Here is a 17987-nt window from a genome sequence, read left to right on the forward strand (position 1 = left end):
GATGAATCAGGGGCAATCCGATGCGCCACCTTCGGTGAAGGTGTTGTTGTTTGCCTCACTGCGGGACCAGGCGGGTTGGTCTGATCGATGTATTTCACTGCATGGGCCTGCTGTGCAGACAGCCAGAGAGATCTGGGATCAGCTTGAACTGGGTGACTTACCCCAGGTGGTGCTTGTTGCCATCAACCACCACATCGTCAGCGCCGACCATCCAGTGAAAGCGGGCGACGAACTGGCTTTCCTGCCGCCATTCACAGGAGGTTGACCGTGCTGCCGAAGCCCGTCGACGTGCAGATTGTCATTCATGACCAACCCATCTCTGGTGTCTTGCAGCTCGATGCCTGGTTGCGGTCCCATATGGATGCTGCCACCGCGATCTTCATGGGCCGCGTGCGTGATGTCGCCAAGGATGGGCGACCGCTGGAGGCCCTGGAGCTCAGTCACTATCCAGGATTGTGCGAACGTTTGATTGAGGCCTCAGCTCGCCAGCTGCTGCAGCACCATGGTGGCCGTTCCGCGCTTGTGCTGCACCGTGTCGGCCGGTTGCTGCCTGGCGAGTTGATCGTTTTGGTGGCGATCAGCGCTGATCGGCGTGGACCTGCACAACGTTGCTGTGCAGCCTTGCTTGAGGCTCTCAAGCATGACGTTCCCTTTTGGAAGCGGGAATGGAGCAATGGCGTTGGGACCTGGCTGTCGGAGAACACACCGCTGTGACCCCAGGGGTGTTTCAGAGCAATCGCCGACGCAGCAGTTGTGCCCAGAGCTGATCTCCGCGTTCCAGTTCGCCCGACTCCGCAGGGATCTCCAACAGCAGATCCGCATTCTGGAGGGAGCCGATGCGTGAGGAGGCCTGGGATCCATCGACCCGGGCACGCAGTTCTCCGTCGGCAGAGCAGACCAATGAAGCCCGGGCCAGTTCCGGCCGTCCCGGCCTGCGCCGGTAAGGCTTCTCAAGGCTTACCCGCAGTCGAGGTAACAGCTCGGGTTCCTGCTGGCCCTCCAGCAGCTGCAGCGCTGGCCAGAGCAGCTGCAATGCTGTGACGGCTGCTGCAACGGGATTGCCTGGCAGGCCAAAGAACGGCACGTTATCGCCCACGCAGCCAAAGGCGAATGGCCGACCCGGTTTGAGGAACAGTTTCCAGAAGTCCACCTCGCCAAGCTCCGTCATCAGCGGCCGGATCCAATCGCTGTCACCGGCGGAGACACCTCCGGTGCTCACCAACACATCACAACTGAAGCTCAACTCAACGATCGTTTTGCGCAGGACTTGCGGTTGATCAGCTACCACCCGGCAATCCCACGCTTGATAGCCAAGACGCTTCAGCAGGCCTTTCAGCAAGGTGCTGTTGCTTTCCCAGATGGCTCCCTCAGGTCGTTGTTCACCCGGAGACACCAATTCATCGCCGCTGATCAGCAGCCCGATGCGTGGTTGGCGATAAACATTCAGTTGCTGGACGCCACAGCTGGCAGCTTGGGCCAGATCTGCAAGTCCGAGGCGTTGTCCCGGCATCAGCAAAGTGGACCCTTGACTGCATTCTTCGTTGGCCGGCCGGATCCATGGGTTGGCCGAGGCCTCGTGTTTCAAGCAAAGACTGTCGTTCACCTTCTGCACCAGTTCCTGGGGGAGAACCCAGTCAGCTCCTTCAGGCAAGGGTGCACCGGTGAGAATTCGAATGGCTTCACCGTGGGCAAGCACAGTGGGGTAGGGGGAGGCTGGCGCGGATCGACCCACCAACGTCCAGGTGTCATCAACGGCTGGTTGCTGACTTTGGCCCAGGGCATAGCCGTCCATGATTGAGGCCCTGAAGCCGGGAACATCGGCCCTGGCCAGCACGGCAGCTGCGTTCACGCGTTCCAGAGCGTCTGTTAATGGAACCGTCTCGATGAACGCTTCAGCACGTCGTGTTGTTCCCAGTTGGATCGCGTCCAGCACACGCGTTCGAGCATCTGCAAGCTGTAGGCCCTCTCGGCCATAGGGATCAGCAGCTCCAGCTGCCATGGCGACCCCCATCCTTGTGCAACAGCTGAATTCGGTTGATCGTCATGCCCGGCTCAACCGACTTCAACATGTCGTAGAGAGTGACCAGCCCGATGGAGACGCTGGTGATCGCCTCCATCTCCACGCCGGTCTGACCGGTCGTGCGGCAGCTGACCCGCACAGTCAGACCAGGCAACGATGGGTCCGGTTCAATCTCCACTGCAATGCCGCTTAGGGGCAAAGGGTGGCAAAGAGGAATGAGCTCGGATGTGCGCTTGGCGGCTTGAATGGCTGCAACGCGTGCCACGGCCATCACGTCTCCTTTGGATGTTTCGCCGTTCATCACCAGATCCAATGTGGATCTGCGCATCACCAGCGAACCCATCGCGGTCGCCTCGCGTTTGGTGATGGCACGATCACCGACTTCAACCATGTGCACCTCACCCTGACTGGTGAGGTGCGAAAGCTGTTCAGACATCGATGAATCGGGTGCTGACTGAGTTCGTCAGTGTTGATCAGCGCTCACCCAGCACCGACCACATTGCAGCCTGGGAGGTGATCAGGGGCTCGACCTGGGTTGAAGACGTTGACGTCTCGACTGGAGCGACTGATGCTCGCTGGCTCCGGACCATCTGTACGGCCAGAGAGGCCACGATGAATGCGCCGATGAAACCTGCTGCAATGGTGATTGGGCTGCGGCTTGCGCTGGTTGTTGAGTAGGAGGGAACCATTCGGAGATGGACAATCTCCATTCACTATGGATAAAAACTGTAAGAACCGCTACTGAGCTCACTGAAACTTTGCAGTGACGAACCTTCTTGCTGGGAGTGAATTCGCAGGAGGCCGGAAGCGAGTCCCTCGGAGGCCAACCAGCCATGGGCTGAGCCAAAAATCATTCCCAGACAGAGGGCGAAACGCATTGAAGTCATCAACGTTGAGCCGAGCATCTCTGCTTTGTGCTTCGTCGTTGGTCGTTGTTGCCACTGTTTCCAGCTAGAGATATGCAAACCGTTGTTGTTACTACCAATGCATCCGCAGCTGGATCAGTCGCGGCACTGTTTTGCATTCGAACAGGACTTCATCGGCTCCTGGCGATGTATCCCCTTATGTGTTCGCCGTAAACTTGATTTGGCAGGCATCAAGCTCAAGCTCAGTCACTGGTTGGCGATGAGTCATGAGCAGCGTCAGGGCCTCGTCGACTGGGGCGATTCCCCCGAGCACTTGGCGCAGATGCGTGAACATCTGCGCGCCTGCACCGCTGTGATGGTTGATGGCATGGTCAAAGATCTGCCTCCTGCCCTGGAGGAGCCCTGGCAGCGACCGGCTCAGCTTCCAGATCAGCTTCTGGATGCGGCTCGACTTCGTGGCATCGACCTGACGTCTCAGACCTGGAAGAAGCTGCGGGAGCTGGATCGCTTCGCCCTCTGCAAGTTGGCGCGTCCTGGCCATGATCATCACAACCTTGATGCCGCGTTCAGCGAAGTGCTGGGATGAGCATCCTGCGCAGCCTCTCCAGTCGTCCGCTCTGTTGTTCGACCGGTTGCATTACCGAGACTGCAGGTGCAACCACCACCGCCGTTGCCTTGAGTTCAGGTTGTTTGGAGATCGGGCAGGCTTGATCGTGCATCAGGGTGTTGGCCTCGCAGGCTTCGGATTGCGTGAACCCCCAGTGCATCGGAAGAAAGACTGAGCCCTTGCGGATCCGATCGGTCACGCTGACGCGTGCTGTGAGTGTGCCTCGCCTGGAGGTGATCGCCGCCAGGCCTCCATCTTCGATAGTGAATCGTTCCGCATCACTGGGATGAATTTCCAGGCGGGGTTCCGGGTGCATGCTGTTCAGGCGCTTCACTTTTCCAGTGCGCGTCATCGTGTGCCACTGACCGAGATAGCGGCCAACGGTGAGCACCAGTGGATAAATCTCACAGGGTGGTTCCGCCAGGCCCAGCGGAGTATCCGATTGGAAGCGGGCACGCCCGTTGGCTGTCGGGAATCGCTTGCCGACGTACAGACGCTTGGCTGCTTGCGTTGGCTCATGGCCGAGGGGGAAAGGCCATTGCTGGGGACCATGCTCGATCAGCAGTTGGTGGCTCAGCCCTGAAACATCGCAGATCCGGCTTGCGGACAGAGCAGCAAATTCGCTGTACACCTCTGCTGATGAGGCGTAGGTGAACTGATCGACGAACCCCAGACGACGTCCGAGCTCTGCGAAAACCTCCCAGTCGGGTCGGCTGTCGCCATGCTGTGGTCTGAACGCCGGGCAGAGCGTCACACGGCGCTCAGAATTGGTCATGGCTCCTGACTTTTCGCTCCACTGCGATGCAGGCAGCAGTAGGTGGGCGTAGTGGGATGTTTCCGTGTCGGCGTAGGCTTCGCTCACCACTACGAGGGGGCAACGTTCCATCGCTGCCTTGACCCGCTCGAGATCAGGCATGCTCACCAGGGGGTTTGTAGCAGCCACCCACCAGAGATCCAGTTCACCCCGCTCCATTGCTTCCACCTGTTGCCAGGCACTCAGTCCAGGTTCTGCAGCAATGGATCCTGAGGCCAATCCCCAGGCCTGCTCTACTTCGGAGCGATGGTCTGGGTTGGTCACCAGCCTGTAGCCCGGCAGCAGGTGGGCCAGGCCACCGGCTTCGCGGCCGCCCATGGCATTGGGCTGGCCTGTCAGTGAAAACGGTCCTGCACCGGGCTTACCGATTTCACCGGTGAGCAAATGCAGATTGATCAGTCCACTCACCACGGCGGTGCCCTCCCTGCGTTGATTCACGCCCATGGACCAGAGGCTGAGGATGCCTGCCTTGCGGCTCCAGAGCCTGCCAACGTCGCGCAGTTCTTGTTCTGTGACCCCGCAGAGCTTGGCGGTCTCCTCAGCTGTCCAGGTATTAATGGTTTTGGCGTAGTCAGAGAACCCTTCCGTCGCGGCATCGATGAAATCGCTGTCGAAGCCGTTGTCTTCAATGACGAGCCGAGCCAGACCGTGGAGTAGGGCGAGATCGGTGCCCGGGGCGATGGCTAGATGATGGTCGGCAATTTTGGCTGTGTCTGTGCAACGAGGGTCCACGACAACGATGGTGAGGCCCTTGGGATCACGTTTTTTGCGTTTAAGCAGGCGCTGGAACAGCACGGGGTGGCATTCGGCCGTGTTTGTTCCGATCAGGAATGCCACGGAACAGTGATCGAGATCCTCGTAGCAACAGGGAGGACCGTCCGAGCCAAGGCTGCGGGTGTAGCCGGCCACAGCTGAACTCATGCAGAGGCGGGAATTGGCATCGAAATTGTTGGTGCCCAGCGCTCCTTTCAAAAGCTTCTGAGCCATGTAGTAGTCCTCGGTGTGGAATTGGCCCGAGCCGTACATGGCGATGGCATTGGCACCTTTGCCGCTGAGGGTGCTGCGAATCCGCCCTGTCAGGAGGTCAAAGGCACTGTCCCAGCTGATTGGCTGGAAATCATCATTGAAGGTTGGCCGGTAGAGGGGCTGAGTGAGCCTTCCCTTGGCCAGGGTCTCTCCCACCGTGGCCCCCTTGATGCAGACCTGTCCCAAGTTCGATGGATGCTGTTTGTTGCCACGTGCTGTCCACATCGGGTTGCCTTCGGCATCCCGTTTCACAGATTTTCCTGCTTCTCCCGGTGGCATCAGTTCCAGACCGCAGCCCACGCCGCAGTACGGGCACTGACTCTGAATGCTCTTGCAGGGACTGGTCATCAAAGAGTCCGATTGAATGCAAGATCCCCGGTGCTCTCAGCACCAGGGATCGGTGATCTCAGTCGAGAGTGCTGATGGCTCAGCGAGCCATGGCAGGAGCTGATGACGAGGGACTTTCCCCTTCATGCAACTCATCGAAGGATCCCTTGGGTTCCTTGAGGAAGAAGAAGCAGAAGAAAGCCACGATCAAGCCTGCGATTCCCAGAATTTGGAAAAACGCACTGTTGGAGGCTGCGATCACCTCAGGGGAAGGATCCTTCCCTCCACCCATCCAGAGCGGCAGCAGGCTGAAAATGGTGAGGTAAGTCACGGCACCGACGTTGCCGTAGGCCCCAACCAGACCTGCCACCTGACCTGTGACGCGACGCTTCACCAGCGGCACGAGGGCGAATGTTGCGCCTTCCCCTGATTGAACGAAGAAGGAAGCAAGCATGGTGATCACTACGGCAATGAAGATGCCGGTTGAACCGCTGAATGTGCCCGGTTTGATCAGGCTCATCACCAGATAGCCGATGCCGAGGCCGGCTGTGAGAAAGCCCATGGTGTTTTTTCTGCTGCCGAGTTTGTCGGAGATCAGACCACCTGCTGGACGAGCGACCAGGTTCACGAAGGCGAAACAGGAGGCCAGGATTCCTGCGGTTGCTTTCGGCAGGTCGAATGTGGTTTCAAAGAACGTTGGCAGCATCGAAACCACAGCCAGCTCGGAACCGAAGTTCACGATGTAGGTGAGTTCGAGGATTGCCACCTGACGGAACTCATAACGATCTTCCTTGGGATACACCTTGGTTCCCATGATCAGATCACGGTTGGTGCGGATGATTCCCCAGGTTTGGAAAATGAACCAGACGAGTACAGCCAGCAGGGCCAGTGGATAAGTTCCAGCGTTCAGGAATCCAACTTTCTGAAGTCTCCAGCAGAGAACACAGAGAATTGCTGCGAAGGGAATATTCATACCTAGCAATCCCCAGAAATCTCTCATCGAAGTGACTTCAAGACCTGCAGTCTTCTCAGGACGTTGATATTCCTTTCCTGGAGGGGTGTCGGTCACGTTGAAGAAGTAGATCACTCCATATATGGCCGAGATGATTCCTGTTAATGCAATCGCTCCTCGCCAGTTCAGAGTGGCGCCAGTTGGCAGTTCGAATCCCCCGGAGAAGGAGAGAAAGCCAGCCACTGCAACAAGACTCAGCGCTGAAAAAGCGGAGCCGAAATTGCCCCAGCCGCCATAGATGCCCTCCGCCAGACCGATCTCTTTGGGAGGGAACCATTCGGCCACCATGCGAATGCCGATCACGAAGCCGGCGCCCACGATGGAAAGCAGCAGACGGGACACCACCAGTTGATTGAAATCCTGAGCTGATGCAAACATCAGGCAGGGAATCACCGAGAACACCAGCAGGGTGGAATAGGTGCGTCGAGGGCCGAATTTATCCAGCAACATGCCAATCAGCACACGGGCTGGAATGGTTAGCGCAACATTGCAGATTGCAACTGTGCGGATCTGACCAACGGTTAGTCCGAGATCCGCCTTCACTGTTGTGGCCAGTGGCGCCAGATTGAACCAAACGACAAAAGTTAAAAAGAATGCAAACCAGGTGAGATGAAGTGTTCGGTATCTCCCCTGGAATGACCAGAGTTCGCCAAGCATGGGGTTTGTTGGTGTGGAGATTCAAACCCCGGTGTCGAAACGAAGGCACTCAGGATTTCAAAATGCGGCGCTCATGCAGACCGCCGGATAATTGCACCATTTGGTGGCTACATGAATCGTTGCATCGGTTACAAAATTTCAGCCCTGACAGCCCGGTGTCATTTATGTCTGTCCCTGATTTGGGCCTTTTGGTAGTCGTTGTAACTGCAATGTCATTGGTCTGAAGTGTTACCAAGGCACAAGATCTTTGGCTCTATGTCTCGTCGTCTTCTGGGCGTTGTTCTTGCCGGTGGTGCTAGTCGACGTATGGGTGCAGACAAGGCTCTGCTGACCCATCCGGATGGATCGAGTTGGCTTGAGGCTCAGGTCCAACTGTTGCGCTCAGTGGGTCTTGAGGTTTGCGTCCTGACGGGTCATGGCCGTCATCATGCGCTGCTCAGTTCCCGTGAAGGTGTGACTGTTCAAGCTGAGCCCTGGCAGCCGGCAGGTCCTCTTTGGGCCTTGAGCTGTGTCTTGCACGATCGTGATGATGAAGCGCTGCTCACGTTGCCTGTGGATATGCCGGGCTTGCGTTCTGAGGCATTGCAGCAGCTGATCCGTTTCTGGAGATCGCAGCCATCAAGGGCACTTGTTGCCGATGACGGCTCCAGACTCCAGCATCTTTTGGGCATCTATCCATGCGGTGCGCTTTATCGCAAGGCGCTTGATGATGAGCTCACAGAGGGAAAGGGTCGTTGGCGCGGCTGGCTTGAACGGATTCCCCATGACACGGTGAAACTTCCTTCTGATCAGTTGGTCAATGTCAATCGGCCCATTGATCTGGCAGCGTTAACGGGATGATTGCCGCATCTCCCCCGATTGACCAGCGGGCTCGAGCGCTCGGTGTGCTGCGGATGTCGCTCACGGCACGCTGCAATCTGGCCTGTCCTTACTGCTGCCCCGATGCTGCGGATCCCCCAGGTCTGCTGAGCCTTGAGCAGCAATTGCGACTGATCCGGGTTGCTTCCCGGTTGGGGGCCCACACCCTGCGGCTCACTGGAGGCGAACCGTTACTGAGTGATCGGTTGCTCCCGCTGCTGGAGCAGGTTGCCTTGGGGCGTGCCACTCCTGGCAATCCTCTGCAGGGTCTGCGGCAGGTGGCACTCACCAGCAACGGAGCCTTGCTGACGCAGGAGCGGGCACGTGCTCTTCGTGCAGCTGGCCTCGAACGGATCACCATCAGTCTTGATGCGGTCGAGGGTGAGGTGGTGGCGCGCATGGCTGGCCTGCGCGGTGGGGAATCGGCTGGAAACCGTTTGATTCAGCAGGTGCTGGCGGGACTCGAGGCGGCTCGTTCGGCCGGATTTGACCCTGCTGTCGGGGCTTTGAAGCTCAATGCGGTGATCCAGCGCGGCGTGAACGACGATCAGTTGATTCCTTTGGCGATGTTGGCCCGTCAGCAACGGCTGGAGCTGCGTTTGATCGAATACATGGATGTGGGCAATCGCAACGGCTGGGCCATGGAGCAGGTTTTGCCTGCAGCCGTGATGGTCGATCGCATCAGCCGCCAATGGCCGTTGTCGTCACTCGGTCGATCACCTGGTGGTACTGCCCTTCGCTGGCGTTATCGCGATGGGGTCGCTGCCATTGGTGTGATTGCCTCGATCAGTGAGCCGTTTTGCGGAGACTGCAACCGACTTCGCATCACCGCTGATGGACAAGCCTTCACTTGTCTGTTTGCAGCTCGAGGAACGGATCTGAAACCGGCTCTGACTAGTGATGATGAGCTGGAGCGAGCGATCTGTACTCTCTGGCAGCGGAGGCTCGACCAGTACAGCGAGGAGGGCCGGGGCCAGGCTGCTTTCAGGACGTCACCTCATGCAGAGATGGCTTATCTGGGTGGCTGAACCGTTATCGACGGCACCGTTTCAGTAGAGAAAGCTCGGTAAAAACAGTTCAGAGTTCGGGCCTTAATTCGGCCCATCGGTGATGTTCGAACTGTTGTCTTTCGAGCGGTTTCGCGACACGCCTTCCGTGCGTTTCTTTGACGTCACGGTTGAGACGTCCAACGCCCGTGACTTGGTGATTCACTCCGGCCCTGCCGTGAGTCCACCAGATGACCCCCAAACAGGGGCCTGGCAGTTTTATATGCATCCCAATCAGGAAGACAATCTTCTGGCCGCCAGTGGCGGACGAACGTTTTACCTAGTGAATCTTGCCTGGGAGCAGCCGTTTCACATTGTTCGGCTTGAAAGTGGTGGCGATATCCTGCGCATCCCCCCGCGGACCTTTCACCGATCCATCTCTGATCCCGAGGGCTCTGTGGTGTTGAACCAGGCTGTTCGAAAGCCTGGAGTGTCTCTTGCGCAGGAATTTCGCGTTTACAACAGCGCGCGGATCCCTTTGCTGATGAAGACAACGACGACTTCGGCAGCGAAACCTCAGCTGCATGGGGTCAGACCCCTGCCTCAAGCGGCTTGAACTAAAGACTTTGGAGCTGTTTCGCTGCTTTCTTCTTCGGCGTTGATCGTCCAACTGAGTTCGCTGTCGGTGTTAGGCGGACCACTGAATGTTCCACTCACCGCTGCAGTGAGCTCTGGTTTCGATGATGTGGCCAACACCACATAGCGGTCGTTGACCTCGCGACCGGCGCTGGGGTCGAATCCCCTCCATCCTGCTCCCGGGAGGTATACCTCCGCCCAGGCATGTAGGTCGTACTGCTCCGGTGCCGGTTGCTGAAGCTGATAACCGCTCACGAAGCGAGCAGGAAGTCCTGCAACGCGACAGCAGGCCACCATCAACATCGCCAGATCGCGGCAAGAGCCGATGCGTTCCCGCAGTGTGCGGCCTGCCGTCCAGGCAGGACCAACGTGCCGTTGCGTATACATGACGCGTTCCTGAATCAGCTCCAACAAGTGGTTGAGAAAGGCCAGCATCTGCTGGTTGCTACCCATCAGTGCCTCTTGAGTGAGGTCAATGGCTGAGGGTTCGTGCTGGCCATTGGGCAGCCAACCCTCGAGTGCTCCCAGCAGGTCAACATTCAGTTGGCCCCGTGGATAAGGCAACGGTGGCTCGAGGTCGTTGAAGCAGAGCTCCAGAGATGGCGCAGGGCGTGTCTCGACCCGACTTCGGGCTTCGATACACAACTGGTTGGTGCTTCCCACAAAGTTGAGTCGCTGGACCTCATCGCCACTGGCAGTGAGCACCTCTCGTTGCAGATGTGGCTCAGGCAAAACGATGAGCTCATGGTCCAGCAGTGTCTGGAAACCCTGCCCTCGGGGCTTAAGGCAAAGCCGGTGATCGCCGAGGCTGACCGGCGCCTCGTAGCGATAGCTCAAGCGGTGAATGATGAAAGCGCGCATGCGGGTTCAGATGATGTGCGAGGAAAGTCGGCGCTCATGAAATAGCGCTTCTCGATGAGGCAGTGGAGCCGATTGAGGTCCTGCTGCAGTTGATCGATCGCTTGGTGAAGGCCGCCTTCGATGAGGTTGTCGATTCGGACGTAGCTCCAGCGGGCAAGCAGCTGACCGCGCAAACAATCCAGGTCATCGGGTTGCTTCATGACCGGTTGGGCTTGGATTTGTTGCAACGTGTCGCTGATTCCTTGAAGGCAGAACCGAACTGATCGGGGAAAGATCGGATCGAGCAGCAAGAATTGGGCAACGGATATTGGAGTGATTCCCTTCTGCATGCTTTGCCGGTACATCTGATAAGCCCCGGCGGTTCGAAGCAGGGTGATCCATTGCAGCTCGTCGAGCACGCCTCCGACCCCTTCGGGAATAGGCAACAGCAGGAAGTACTTCACATCGAGAATTCGAGAAGTTTTGTCCGCTCGCTCCATGAGTCGTCCCAACTGGCTGAACAACCAGCTCAGATCGCGGCTGAGCGTGGCATCAGTGATGCCGTAAAAGATTTGGCAGCCGCGCCGGATGATCCTCAATTGTTCTTGTGGTGGTTCCTTCCAGATGGTTTCACCCTTCTGCAGATTCCAGTGAAGATCATTGATCTGCTCCCACATCTCCGTGGTGATGACGTCGCGAATCTGCCGTGCGTTCTCGCGAGCCATCGCGATGCAGCTGACAATGCTGTTCCGGTTGTCTTGATCAAGGAGCAGGAAGTGGATGACATCCTTGGATGATCCAGATGGATAAGCCTTGTCGAAGCTGCGGCGATCACCGGTGGCATCCACTAAAGGCAGCCACGGTTCGGCACTGCCAGGAGGGCAGTCGAGAGCCATCGCTTCGCTGACTTCGAGAAAGCGCGAGATGTTTTCGGCTCGTTCCAGATAGCGATTGATCCAGTAGAGGGAGTCTGCGACTCGGCTCAGCACAGGACGGCCTCCTTTTTCTTCTCGGTTGTGACCCGCTGCTCATCCAGAATCCAGGTGTCCTTGCAGCCACCTCCCTGGGAGGAATTCACCACCAGGGATCCTCGCTTGAGAGCAACACGGGTGAGTCCACCTGGGCTGACCCAATTGCTTTGCCCACGCAGCACGTAAGGACGAAGATCCACATGACATGGGTAAAGCTCCCCCTCGCTGAGCGATGGCACGGTGGAGAGCTGAAGCGTTGGCTGGGCGATGAAGTTGCGCGGATTTTCTCTGATCTTCGAATCGAAGTCGGCCAATTCTGAGCGGCTTGCCTGCGGCCCGATCAGCATCCCGTAGCCACCTGCTTCAGCAACGGATTTCACCACTAGATGTTCAAGGTTGTCGAGGACGAATTGGCGATCCTTTGACCTTGCGCACAGATAGGTGTGAACGTTCTCGATGACCGGTTCCTCACCGAGGTAGTAGCGAATCATTGCCGGCACATGGGCATAGATGAGCTTGTCATCGGCAACCCCTGTTCCCGGTGCATTGGCGATGGAGACTCTGCCCTGACGCAGTACATCCATCAGGCCTGAGACTCCCAGCATGGAGTCCCTCCGAAAAACGGTTGGATCGAGAAAGTCGTCGTCGATGCGGCGATAGATCACATCAACCCGTCTGCGACCGTTCGTGCTGCGCATCCAAACACTATTGTCTTCGCAAATCAGATCCCGTCCCTCTACCAATGGGATGCCCATCTGCTGGGCCAGGTAGCTGTGCTCGAAGTAAGCACTGTTCATTACCCCTGGAGTCAGGATCACAACCTGGGGTGAATCACTCCAGGGAGCCAGGTCCTGGAGGGTTCGAAATAGGTGGGAGGGGTAATCGTCAATTGGCTTGACGGTGCGCCCCTCGAACAGGCTTGGGAAAAGGCGTTTCATGACCCGTCTGTTTTCCAGGAAGTAGGCCACGCCTGATGGACAACGCAGGTTGTCTTCCAGCACACGCCAGTGGCCGTTGCCATCGCGAATCAGGTCCAGGCCTGAGATGTGGCACCAACGATTGAACGGCAGTTCAATCCCTTGCATTTGTGGGAGCCAGCCTGATGAACTCTCTAAGTCCTCGCGGTCGACGATGCCATCACGAATGATCAGCTGTGAGCCATAGACGTCGGCGAGGAAACAGTCGATTGCCTCCAGTCGCTGCAGCAGTCCCTGCTCCAGGGTCTTCCACTCGCTCAGGGCAATCAGTCGAGGCAGGGGGTCGAATGGAAGAATTCGTTCGCTTCCCTCCTGGCCAGAGTCATTGAGGCGGAATGTGGCTCCAAGCCTGCGCAGCAAGTGACTTGCAGAGGCATGATTGCGTTTTAGTTCCGGCAGTCCGATCTGTCCCAGTGAACTGAGCAGCGGGGCCAGATTTTTGCGGGGACGTGCTGTACCACTGCAGAAATATTCGTCGTAGCCGACCGAGGGTCTGTAGTCGGTGAACATCCCTTAAAGGCGGGTTTACTTCATCCAAGAGCTCGCACCAGCCAGGTCTTGTGACTGTTGCTACGGATCCGTGTCGAGGGTGGTCTGATTTAAAAAAATCAGAAATATTATGTAGTGCTCGGTACGAAATTTCCTGGTTTGGATTCGATCATTAGAGCAACGACAGCTGCTGAAAAGTTTTTAGTTGTTGGAGTAAAAAGAGGGCTGATTGGCAGGCAGCCGCAGCCGGAAAATCTCCTTGTGTTTGTGTTTGTGTTTGTGTTTGCAGCTGGAAAATTCTCTGGAGCTTGAAAGGCATCAGTTGCAAGCCTTGTCCAGTCGCCCGTTGAGCCAACACAGCTCTCTATTTGTTTGAAATAGAGCTGTGAAGCACTCGGCTTTCACTCTTTGATCGAAAAAAAAGAGTCGATCAATCAGTGGGTGTAAGCCACGCCCCTGTATTTCAGCTGGACCATCATGGGGCGAACTTCTGCCTGGCGAGTCTGATAAGCCTGCCGGCGATAAGTGAGCTGTACAGCTGGTTTCTTTGCACACTCTTTGTGCTGGTCGTAGGTGTGGCCTCGATAAATAAGCGAGCTCATGATTCAGTTCTCCGAAGCAAGCTCAGGTCCCCGTTCCATGGCCTGAGTCGTACTGCGCTCCACCCAAGGATGAAGTGAACGTTGTGTAGCAGTAACTACATAATGATTGTGATTGATTGGATTCTTGTTCTGGTGTTCAGACTGATACCACTTTCGAAAAGTTTTGGATTCAGTGGTTGCTGTTTTGTAGCTGCCTGAACACATTGGTGAACAATTGGGTTCCATTCTTTTGCAGAAGCCCGCCGAGTCGGTTCCAGTCGCGGCGTAGCTGATGGGCTCCGTTTTTTCCGATTGCGCTAACGATGTAAGCGGCGTCGGCTTGAATCCACCGCTCCAGGTTTGGTTCTGAAATTTCGAGGTGGCACTGAAGGCCAACGGCATGTCGATCGATCTTGAACACCTGCTCTGGGCAGTGCAATGACGATCCAAGCAACGTGGCTTCATTGGGGAGTCGGATGCGGTCTCCATGCCAGTGCAGGACCAGTGCACTGGGATCAAGGCCATGGAGCAGCGGTTCTTCCCTGGTGTTGATCAGCCAGTGGATGGCTCCAATCCCCAGTTCCTTCAGTGGTGCAGCGGGTTCTCCCGTGCTGAGCGGCTCCACTGATCCTCCAGCCGCTACAGCCAGCAGCTGGGCTCCCAGGCAGATCCCCAACACTGGTTTTTTCTGCCGATGCCAGCTCGACAGCCACTCCAGTTCATGCCGAAGCCAATTCATCTTCGGGTCGTTGCGTTGGTTCACCCCCATCGGTCCTCCAAGTACCACAGCAATGGTGTCTGGAGTGCTGGCCGGGTCGGGTAGTTGCTCTCCGAGATCTGGACGGATCGTCTGGATGCTCATGCCTCGTTGCATTGCGAGTTCATGGATCAGATCAGGACCCTCGTGATCAACGTGTTGAATCACCAGCAGGGAGTGATTCACAACAAGAGGTAGCGCTGGGCGAGTGGCAGCACGTCGGCGGGCTCGCAGCTGAGCAGCTGGCCATCAGCGAACACCTCATAGGTCTGAGGGTCGACGCTCATCTTCGGCAGGGCGGAGTTGAGCTTCAGGGCGCTTTTGCTCACTCCGCGGGTGTCCGCTACCGCCACACAGGTTCGTTCAAGCCCCAACTGTTGTTGGAGATCGGCATCCATCGCAGCAGCGCTCATGAAAGTGAGGCAACTGGGGGCGAGAGCTTTGCCGTAGGCGCCAAACATCGGGCGGCCGTGCACTGGGCCCGGGGTGGGAATTGAAGCGTTGGCATCACCCATCTGAGCCCAGACAATCGAGCCGCCCTTGATCACCAGCTCAGGTCGGATGCCGAAGAAGCCTGGTTTCCAAAGCACCAGATCAGCAAGCTTGCCGGTTTCGATGGATCCCACTTCGCTGCTGATGCCATGGGCGAGTGCAGGATTAATGGTCACCTTGGCGATGTATCGCTTCAGTCGATGGTTGTCATTGCGGCTGGAGTCTTCAGGCAGCGGGCCTCGCTGCACTTTCATCTTGTGCGCTGTCTGGAAGGTTCGGGTGATCACCTCGCCGACACGACCCATCGCCTGGGAGTCACTGGCAATAATTGAGAAGGCACCAAGGTCGTGAAGGATGTCTTCTGCCGCAATCGTTTCGCGGCGGATGCGTGACTCGGCAAAGGCCACGTCTTCGGGAATTTTTGGATCCAGATGGTGGCAGACCATCAGCATGTCGAGGTGTTCCTCGAGTGTGTTGGTGGTGTAAGGCCGGGTGGGGTTGGTGCTGCTGGGCAGCACGTTGGTTTCGCCGCAGATTTTGATGATGTCCGGGGCATGTCCACCACCTGCGCCCTCGGTATGGAAGGTGTGAATCGTTCGCCCTTTGATGGCGGCAATCGTGTCTTCAACGAAACCGGCTTCGTTCAGCGTGTCGGTGTGAATGCAGACCTGCACATCCATCCGATCGGCCACTGAAAGGCAGGCATCGATCGAGGCCGGTGTGGTTCCCCAGTCTTCATGGAGCTTGAGGCCGCAGGCTCCGGCTCGCACCTGCTCTTCAAGGGCTTCGGGAGTGCTGGCATTGCCTTTACCGAAGAATCCCAAGTTCACGGGAAGCCCTTCGGCGGCCTGAAGCATCCTGCCGATGTGGAAGGCTCCGGGGGTGCATGTGGTGGCGTTGGTGCCGGTTGCCGGACCCGTGCCTCCACCCATCAGGGTGGTCACGCCGCTGGCTAGCGCCGTTTCAATCTGCTGGGGGCAGATGAAATGGATATGGGTGTCGATCCCACCTGCTGTGAGGATGTGGCCCTCGCCCGCAATCGCTTCGGTGCCGGGTCCTACAACGATGGTGACCCCATGCTGTGTGTCGGGGTTACCCGCTTTGCCAATGCCAACGATGCGCCCGTCTCTCAGACCCACATCGGCTTTGATGATTCCCCACCAGTCGAGGATCAATGCATTGGTGATCACGGTGTCAACGGCTCCTTCAGCTCGTGCTGTTTGCGCCTGGCCCATGCCGTCACGAATCACCTTGCCGCCGCCGAACTTCACCTCGTCTCCATATACGGTGAAGTCTTTTTCCACCTCAAGGATCAGATCCGTGTCAGCAAGACGCACGCGGTCGCCGGTTGTGGGGCCGTAGGTCTCGGCGTAAGCCTGTCGGGAAATGCGGTAGGCCATGGCTTAGGCGTCGAGGGGTCCGTTGATGCAACCGTTGAAACCGATCACCCGACGGGCACCGGCGAACGGAATCAGGGTGATGTCGCGACTGTCTCCCGGTTCAAACCGGATCGCCGTTCCTGCAGGGATGTCGAGCCGTTGACCGCGGGCGGCGGCTCGGTCGAACTGAAGGGCTGAGTTGGCTTCCGCAAAGTGGAAATGAGATCCCACCTGCACAGGCCGATCACCGCTGTTGGCCACGGTGATTGTGGTTGTGGGCCGGCCTGCATTGAGTTCAATCTCGCCGGGTTCGCAGAGAAGTTCGCCAGGAATCAACGGGTTCATGGGTCAGTGTTCAGCGGATCGGGTCGTGAAGCGTCACGAGCTTGGTGCCATCGGGGAAGACGGCCTCGATCTGCACCTCTTGCACCAGTTCGGAGACCCCTTCCATTACCTGATCGCGGCGCAACCAGGTGGTACCTTCCTGCATCAGGTCCGCCACACTTTTACCGTCACGGGCACCCTCGAGGATCAGAAAACTGAGCCAGGCCACCGCTTCAGGGTGATTGAGATGAAGGCCGCGTTGGAGGCGTCGTTCGGCCAGCAGTGCTGCGGTCACGATCAGGAGTTTGTCTTTTTCCTGGGGACTGAGTTGCATGGCAAGCCCTGATCGACGTCAGTGTGTCGCCGATGGTCTGAGCGCATGGTTCGCAGTGAACAGTGATCGTTGCAAAGGCTGTTTCTGTAAGGGTTGTTCCTGCAAGGGCCAAACCCGTGGAATCTTTGGCTCGTTCAGGTTTCTCAACAAACGGGTCCGTCTCCAGATGCGGCTGAACCAGAAACGCGCATCTCTGCTGGATGGACCTGCATAGCGGGCGATGAATCCCTGCTGGAGGCCTCCGCATCGCATCGTTCCTTCAAGCCCCTTGCGATCCTCACGCGCAGCAGCAATCAAGTCTTTAAGGATGTGGGCATACAGGGGCATGGGAGCGGCCCAGACCAGAGTTCCGAACACCGGTTGTTGGTGCAGGCCATGTAGATCATTGAGGCTTGAGTTCCCCAGTTCGAGCCTGTCCACCAGTTCCCAGGACTGCGACTCCGATTGGTTTGCGCTTACCCGTTGGATGCTCAACGACGACCGCCAGCGGCCTTGCTGCAGTGTTTCGCCAGCGGCGGTTCGGCCCAGGCGAACAATCTCTGCTCCCAGGAATGAGGCGTCTTTCGGTAGACGCACGCTGAGTTGCTGTTCATAGAGAGCGTTGGCGTAGACCACGAGTTCTTGGGGTAACCATTCCAAATCGCTGTGACTGCCGAGTTGGCAATTCACGTGTTGGCGTGCCCAGGATCCCTGCGGAGTCTGGCGGCTGCGACCGATGGAGCCATAGACCTTTTGAGCTGCGACGCTGGTGATCAGGCTGTGGCTGTTCGTCTCAAGAGCAACATCGATGTCGAGCTGGTCGCCGCCCACCAGTCCGCCAGCAGTGTGCAGCAGTGGGATTTCACGGCGGCCGTCAGCGCCGTCTTCTGAGCGCAGCAGTTTGAAGGGAGCACTGCAGCCGCCCTGGTGAATGGTGCGTTCACCTTGCTGGAAAAACTGCAGCCGGCAGTGTCCTTGCCAGGGATCGAGGCGTTGCATCACACCAAGCTTGATGCCCCCCAGCGATCACTCTGTAGCAATGCACACGAAAAGAA

21 protein-coding genes are annotated in these 17987 nt (G+C 57.5%); 7 read left to right on the top strand and 14 right to left on the bottom strand.

The genetic code is table 11. From position 1 onward, the window contains the following. Position 1: 1 nt before the first annotated feature. Together SIB42_RS03105 and SIB42_RS03110 are read left to right on the top strand one after the other, a co-directional pair. Positions 2 to 265 carry a MoaD/ThiS family protein gene (locus SIB42_RS03105; protein WP_067093834.1) on the top strand — a complete coding sequence of 88 codons (264 nt, stop codon included), beginning with the start codon at positions 2 to 4 and terminating at the stop codon, positions 263 to 265. Positions 266 to 315: 50 nt separating this feature from the next. Then, on the top strand, positions 316 to 714 hold the full coding sequence (locus SIB42_RS03110) for a molybdopterin synthase catalytic subunit (RefSeq protein ID WP_231856372.1): 399 nt from the start codon (positions 316 to 318) through the stop codon (positions 712 to 714). A gap of 13 nt (positions 715 to 727) precedes the next feature. Here the strand turns inward: SIB42_RS03110 and SIB42_RS03115 are convergent, their stop codons facing one another. The 3 genes from SIB42_RS03115 to SIB42_RS03125 are packed head-to-tail and all read right to left on the bottom strand — an operon-like array spanning position 728 to position 2709. Further along, positions 728 to 2011 carry a molybdopterin molybdotransferase MoeA gene (locus SIB42_RS03115; protein WP_231856360.1) on the bottom strand — a complete coding sequence of 428 codons (1284 nt, stop codon included), beginning with the start codon at positions 2009 to 2011 and terminating at the stop codon, positions 728 to 730. Continuing rightward, positions 1980 to 2456 (bottom strand): cyclic pyranopterin monophosphate synthase MoaC, encoded by a 477-nt coding sequence (gene moaC, locus SIB42_RS03120; protein WP_067093535.1) that lies wholly within the window; start codon positions 2454 to 2456, stop codon positions 1980 to 1982. The genes SIB42_RS03115 and moaC overlap by 32 nt, the downstream gene beginning before the upstream one ends. Positions 2457 to 2493: 37 nt before the next feature. Next, positions 2494 to 2709, bottom strand: a complete 216-nt coding sequence (locus SIB42_RS03125) for a hypothetical protein (RefSeq protein WP_074160727.1) — start codon at positions 2707 to 2709, stop codon at positions 2494 to 2496. A gap of 295 nt (positions 2710 to 3004) precedes the next feature. Here SIB42_RS03125 and SIB42_RS03130 point away from each other — a divergent pair, with 295 nt between their 5' ends. Then, positions 3005 to 3472, top strand: coding sequence for a nitrate reductase associated protein (locus SIB42_RS03130; RefSeq protein ID WP_067093540.1), 468 nt, complete (start codon positions 3005 to 3007; stop codon positions 3470 to 3472). Here SIB42_RS03130 and SIB42_RS03135 read toward each other — a convergent pair. After that, a complete protein-coding gene (locus SIB42_RS03135; RefSeq protein WP_067093542.1) occupies positions 3453 to 5681 on the bottom strand; it encodes a molybdopterin oxidoreductase family protein in 2229 nt (742 codons plus the stop codon). The two genes, SIB42_RS03130 and SIB42_RS03135, sit on opposite strands and share 20 nt — an antisense overlap. A 79-nt stretch (positions 5682 to 5760) precedes the next feature. Beyond that, positions 5761 to 7329 carry an MFS transporter gene (locus SIB42_RS03140; protein ID WP_067093545.1) on the bottom strand — a complete coding sequence of 523 codons (1569 nt, stop codon included), beginning with the start codon at positions 7327 to 7329 and terminating at the stop codon, positions 5761 to 5763. 255 nt (positions 7330 to 7584) lie between these two features. On the opposite strand from SIB42_RS03140, the gene SIB42_RS03145 reads away from it, so the two are divergent. From SIB42_RS03145 to SIB42_RS03155, 3 genes are all read left to right on the top strand, one after another. Beyond that, positions 7585 to 8169: a molybdenum cofactor guanylyltransferase gene (locus tag SIB42_RS03145; protein ID WP_074160722.1), complete on the top strand. Its 585-nt coding sequence runs from the start codon at positions 7585 to 7587 to the stop codon at positions 8167 to 8169. Next, positions 8166 to 9215: a GTP 3',8-cyclase MoaA gene (locus SIB42_RS03150; protein WP_067093547.1), complete on the top strand. Its 1050-nt coding sequence runs from the start codon at positions 8166 to 8168 to the stop codon at positions 9213 to 9215. Before SIB42_RS03145 ends, SIB42_RS03150 begins: the two co-directional genes overlap by 4 nt. 82 nt (positions 9216 to 9297) lie before the next feature. Next, on the top strand, positions 9298 to 9789 hold the full coding sequence (locus tag SIB42_RS03155; protein WP_067093550.1) for a redox protein: 492 nt from the start codon (positions 9298 to 9300) through the stop codon (positions 9787 to 9789). On the opposite strand, the gene SIB42_RS03160 is transcribed toward SIB42_RS03155, so the two are convergent. The 3 genes from SIB42_RS03160 to SIB42_RS03170 are packed head-to-tail and all read right to left on the bottom strand — an operon-like array spanning position 9777 to position 13107. After that, positions 9777 to 10670 carry a transglutaminase family protein gene (locus tag SIB42_RS03160; protein ID WP_067093554.1) on the bottom strand — a complete coding sequence of 298 codons (894 nt, stop codon included), beginning with the start codon at positions 10668 to 10670 and terminating at the stop codon, positions 9777 to 9779. The two genes, SIB42_RS03155 and SIB42_RS03160, sit on opposite strands and share 13 nt — an antisense overlap. Beyond that, a complete protein-coding gene (locus SIB42_RS03165) occupies positions 10643 to 11638 on the bottom strand; it encodes an alpha-E domain-containing protein (RefSeq protein ID WP_067093557.1) in 996 nt (331 codons plus the stop codon). Before SIB42_RS03165 ends, SIB42_RS03160 begins: the two co-directional genes overlap by 28 nt. Continuing rightward, entirely contained in the window at positions 11632 to 13107 is a 1476-nt protein-coding gene (locus tag SIB42_RS03170) for a circularly permuted type 2 ATP-grasp protein (RefSeq protein ID WP_067093559.1), read from the bottom strand. Before SIB42_RS03170 ends, SIB42_RS03165 begins: the two co-directional genes overlap by 7 nt. A gap of 114 nt (positions 13108 to 13221) precedes the next feature. On the opposite strand from SIB42_RS03170, the gene SIB42_RS03175 reads away from it, so the two are divergent. After that, positions 13222 to 13398 carry a hypothetical protein gene (locus SIB42_RS03175; RefSeq protein WP_156485143.1) on the top strand — a complete coding sequence of 59 codons (177 nt, stop codon included), beginning with the start codon at positions 13222 to 13224 and terminating at the stop codon, positions 13396 to 13398. A 122-nt stretch (positions 13399 to 13520) separates the two neighbouring features. Here SIB42_RS03175 and SIB42_RS03180 read toward each other — a convergent pair whose 3' ends face one another. The 6 genes from SIB42_RS03180 to SIB42_RS03205 form a co-directional block, all read right to left on the bottom strand. Next, positions 13521 to 13688, bottom strand: coding sequence for a DUF4278 domain-containing protein (locus tag SIB42_RS03180; protein ID WP_074160723.1), 168 nt, complete (start codon positions 13686 to 13688; stop codon positions 13521 to 13523). A gap of 169 nt (positions 13689 to 13857) precedes the next feature. Next, the gene (locus SIB42_RS03185) at positions 13858 to 14610 is read right to left on the bottom strand and encodes a type 1 glutamine amidotransferase (RefSeq protein ID WP_067093562.1); all 753 of its coding nucleotides are present in this window, start codon (positions 14608 to 14610) and stop codon (positions 13858 to 13860) included. Further along, positions 14607 to 16316: an urease subunit alpha gene (gene ureC / locus SIB42_RS03190; protein WP_067093564.1), complete on the bottom strand. Its 1710-nt coding sequence runs from the start codon at positions 16314 to 16316 to the stop codon at positions 14607 to 14609. The genes SIB42_RS03185 and ureC overlap by 4 nt, the downstream gene beginning before the upstream one ends. Positions 16317 to 16319: 3 nt before the next feature. Next, positions 16320 to 16640: an urease subunit beta gene (locus SIB42_RS03195; protein ID WP_067093566.1), complete on the bottom strand. Its 321-nt coding sequence runs from the start codon at positions 16638 to 16640 to the stop codon at positions 16320 to 16322. A 10-nt stretch (positions 16641 to 16650) separates the two neighbouring features. Next, positions 16651 to 16953 carry an urease subunit gamma gene (locus SIB42_RS03200; RefSeq protein ID WP_067093570.1) on the bottom strand — a complete coding sequence of 101 codons (303 nt, stop codon included), beginning with the start codon at positions 16951 to 16953 and terminating at the stop codon, positions 16651 to 16653. A gap of 18 nt (positions 16954 to 16971) precedes the next feature. Then, positions 16972 to 17931, bottom strand: coding sequence for an urease accessory protein UreD (locus SIB42_RS03205; RefSeq protein WP_067093572.1), 960 nt, complete (start codon positions 17929 to 17931; stop codon positions 16972 to 16974). Positions 17932 to 17987 lie beyond the last annotated feature (56 nt).

This window comes from Synechococcus sp. MIT S9508 (genome assembly GCF_047303045.1).
Classification (GTDB): domain Bacteria; phylum Cyanobacteriota; class Cyanobacteriia; order PCC-6307; family Cyanobiaceae; genus Synechococcus_C.

Bases quoted from the DNA above. Each gene is read 5' to 3' on its own strand.
- SIB42_RS03105 (WP_067093834.1), top strand. From the start codon at position 2: ATGAATCAGGGGCAATCCGATGCGCCACCTTCGGTGAAGGTGTTGTTG.
- SIB42_RS03115 (WP_231856360.1), bottom strand. From the start codon at position 2,011: ATGGGGGTCGCCATGGCAGCTGGAGCTGCTGATCCCTATGGCCGAGAG.
- moaC (WP_067093535.1), bottom strand. From the start codon at position 2,456: ATGTCTGAACAGCTTTCGCACCTCACCAGTCAGGGTGAGGTGCACATG.
- SIB42_RS03125 (WP_074160727.1), bottom strand. From the start codon at position 2,709: ATGGTTCCCTCCTACTCAACAACCAGCGCAAGCCGCAGCCCAATCACC.
- SIB42_RS03130 (WP_067093540.1), top strand. From the start codon at position 3,005: ATGCATCCGCAGCTGGATCAGTCGCGGCACTGTTTTGCATTCGAACAG.
- SIB42_RS03135 (WP_067093542.1), bottom strand. From the start codon at position 5,681: ATGACCAGTCCCTGCAAGAGCATTCAGAGTCAGTGCCCGTACTGCGGC.
- SIB42_RS03140 (WP_067093545.1), bottom strand. From the start codon at position 7,329: ATGCTTGGCGAACTCTGGTCATTCCAGGGGAGATACCGAACACTTCAT.
- SIB42_RS03145 (WP_074160722.1), top strand. From the start codon at position 7,585: ATGTCTCGTCGTCTTCTGGGCGTTGTTCTTGCCGGTGGTGCTAGTCGA.
- SIB42_RS03150 (WP_067093547.1), top strand. From the start codon at position 8,166: ATGATTGCCGCATCTCCCCCGATTGACCAGCGGGCTCGAGCGCTCGGT.
- SIB42_RS03155 (WP_067093550.1), top strand. From the start codon at position 9,298: ATGTTCGAACTGTTGTCTTTCGAGCGGTTTCGCGACACGCCTTCCGTG.
- SIB42_RS03160 (WP_067093554.1), bottom strand. From the start codon at position 10,670: ATGCGCGCTTTCATCATTCACCGCTTGAGCTATCGCTACGAGGCGCCG.
- SIB42_RS03170 (WP_067093559.1), bottom strand. From the start codon at position 13,107: ATGTTCACCGACTACAGACCCTCGGTCGGCTACGACGAATATTTCTGC.
- SIB42_RS03180 (WP_074160723.1), bottom strand. From the start codon at position 13,688: ATGAGCTCGCTTATTTATCGAGGCCACACCTACGACCAGCACAAAGAG.
- ureC (WP_067093564.1), bottom strand. From the start codon at position 16,316: ATGGCCTACCGCATTTCCCGACAGGCTTACGCCGAGACCTACGGCCCC.
- SIB42_RS03195 (WP_067093566.1), bottom strand. From the start codon at position 16,640: ATGAACCCGTTGATTCCTGGCGAACTTCTCTGCGAACCCGGCGAGATT.
- SIB42_RS03200 (WP_067093570.1), bottom strand. From the start codon at position 16,953: ATGCAACTCAGTCCCCAGGAAAAAGACAAACTCCTGATCGTGACCGCA.
- SIB42_RS03205 (WP_067093572.1), bottom strand. From the start codon at position 17,931: ATGCAACGCCTCGATCCCTGGCAAGGACACTGCCGGCTGCAGTTTTTC.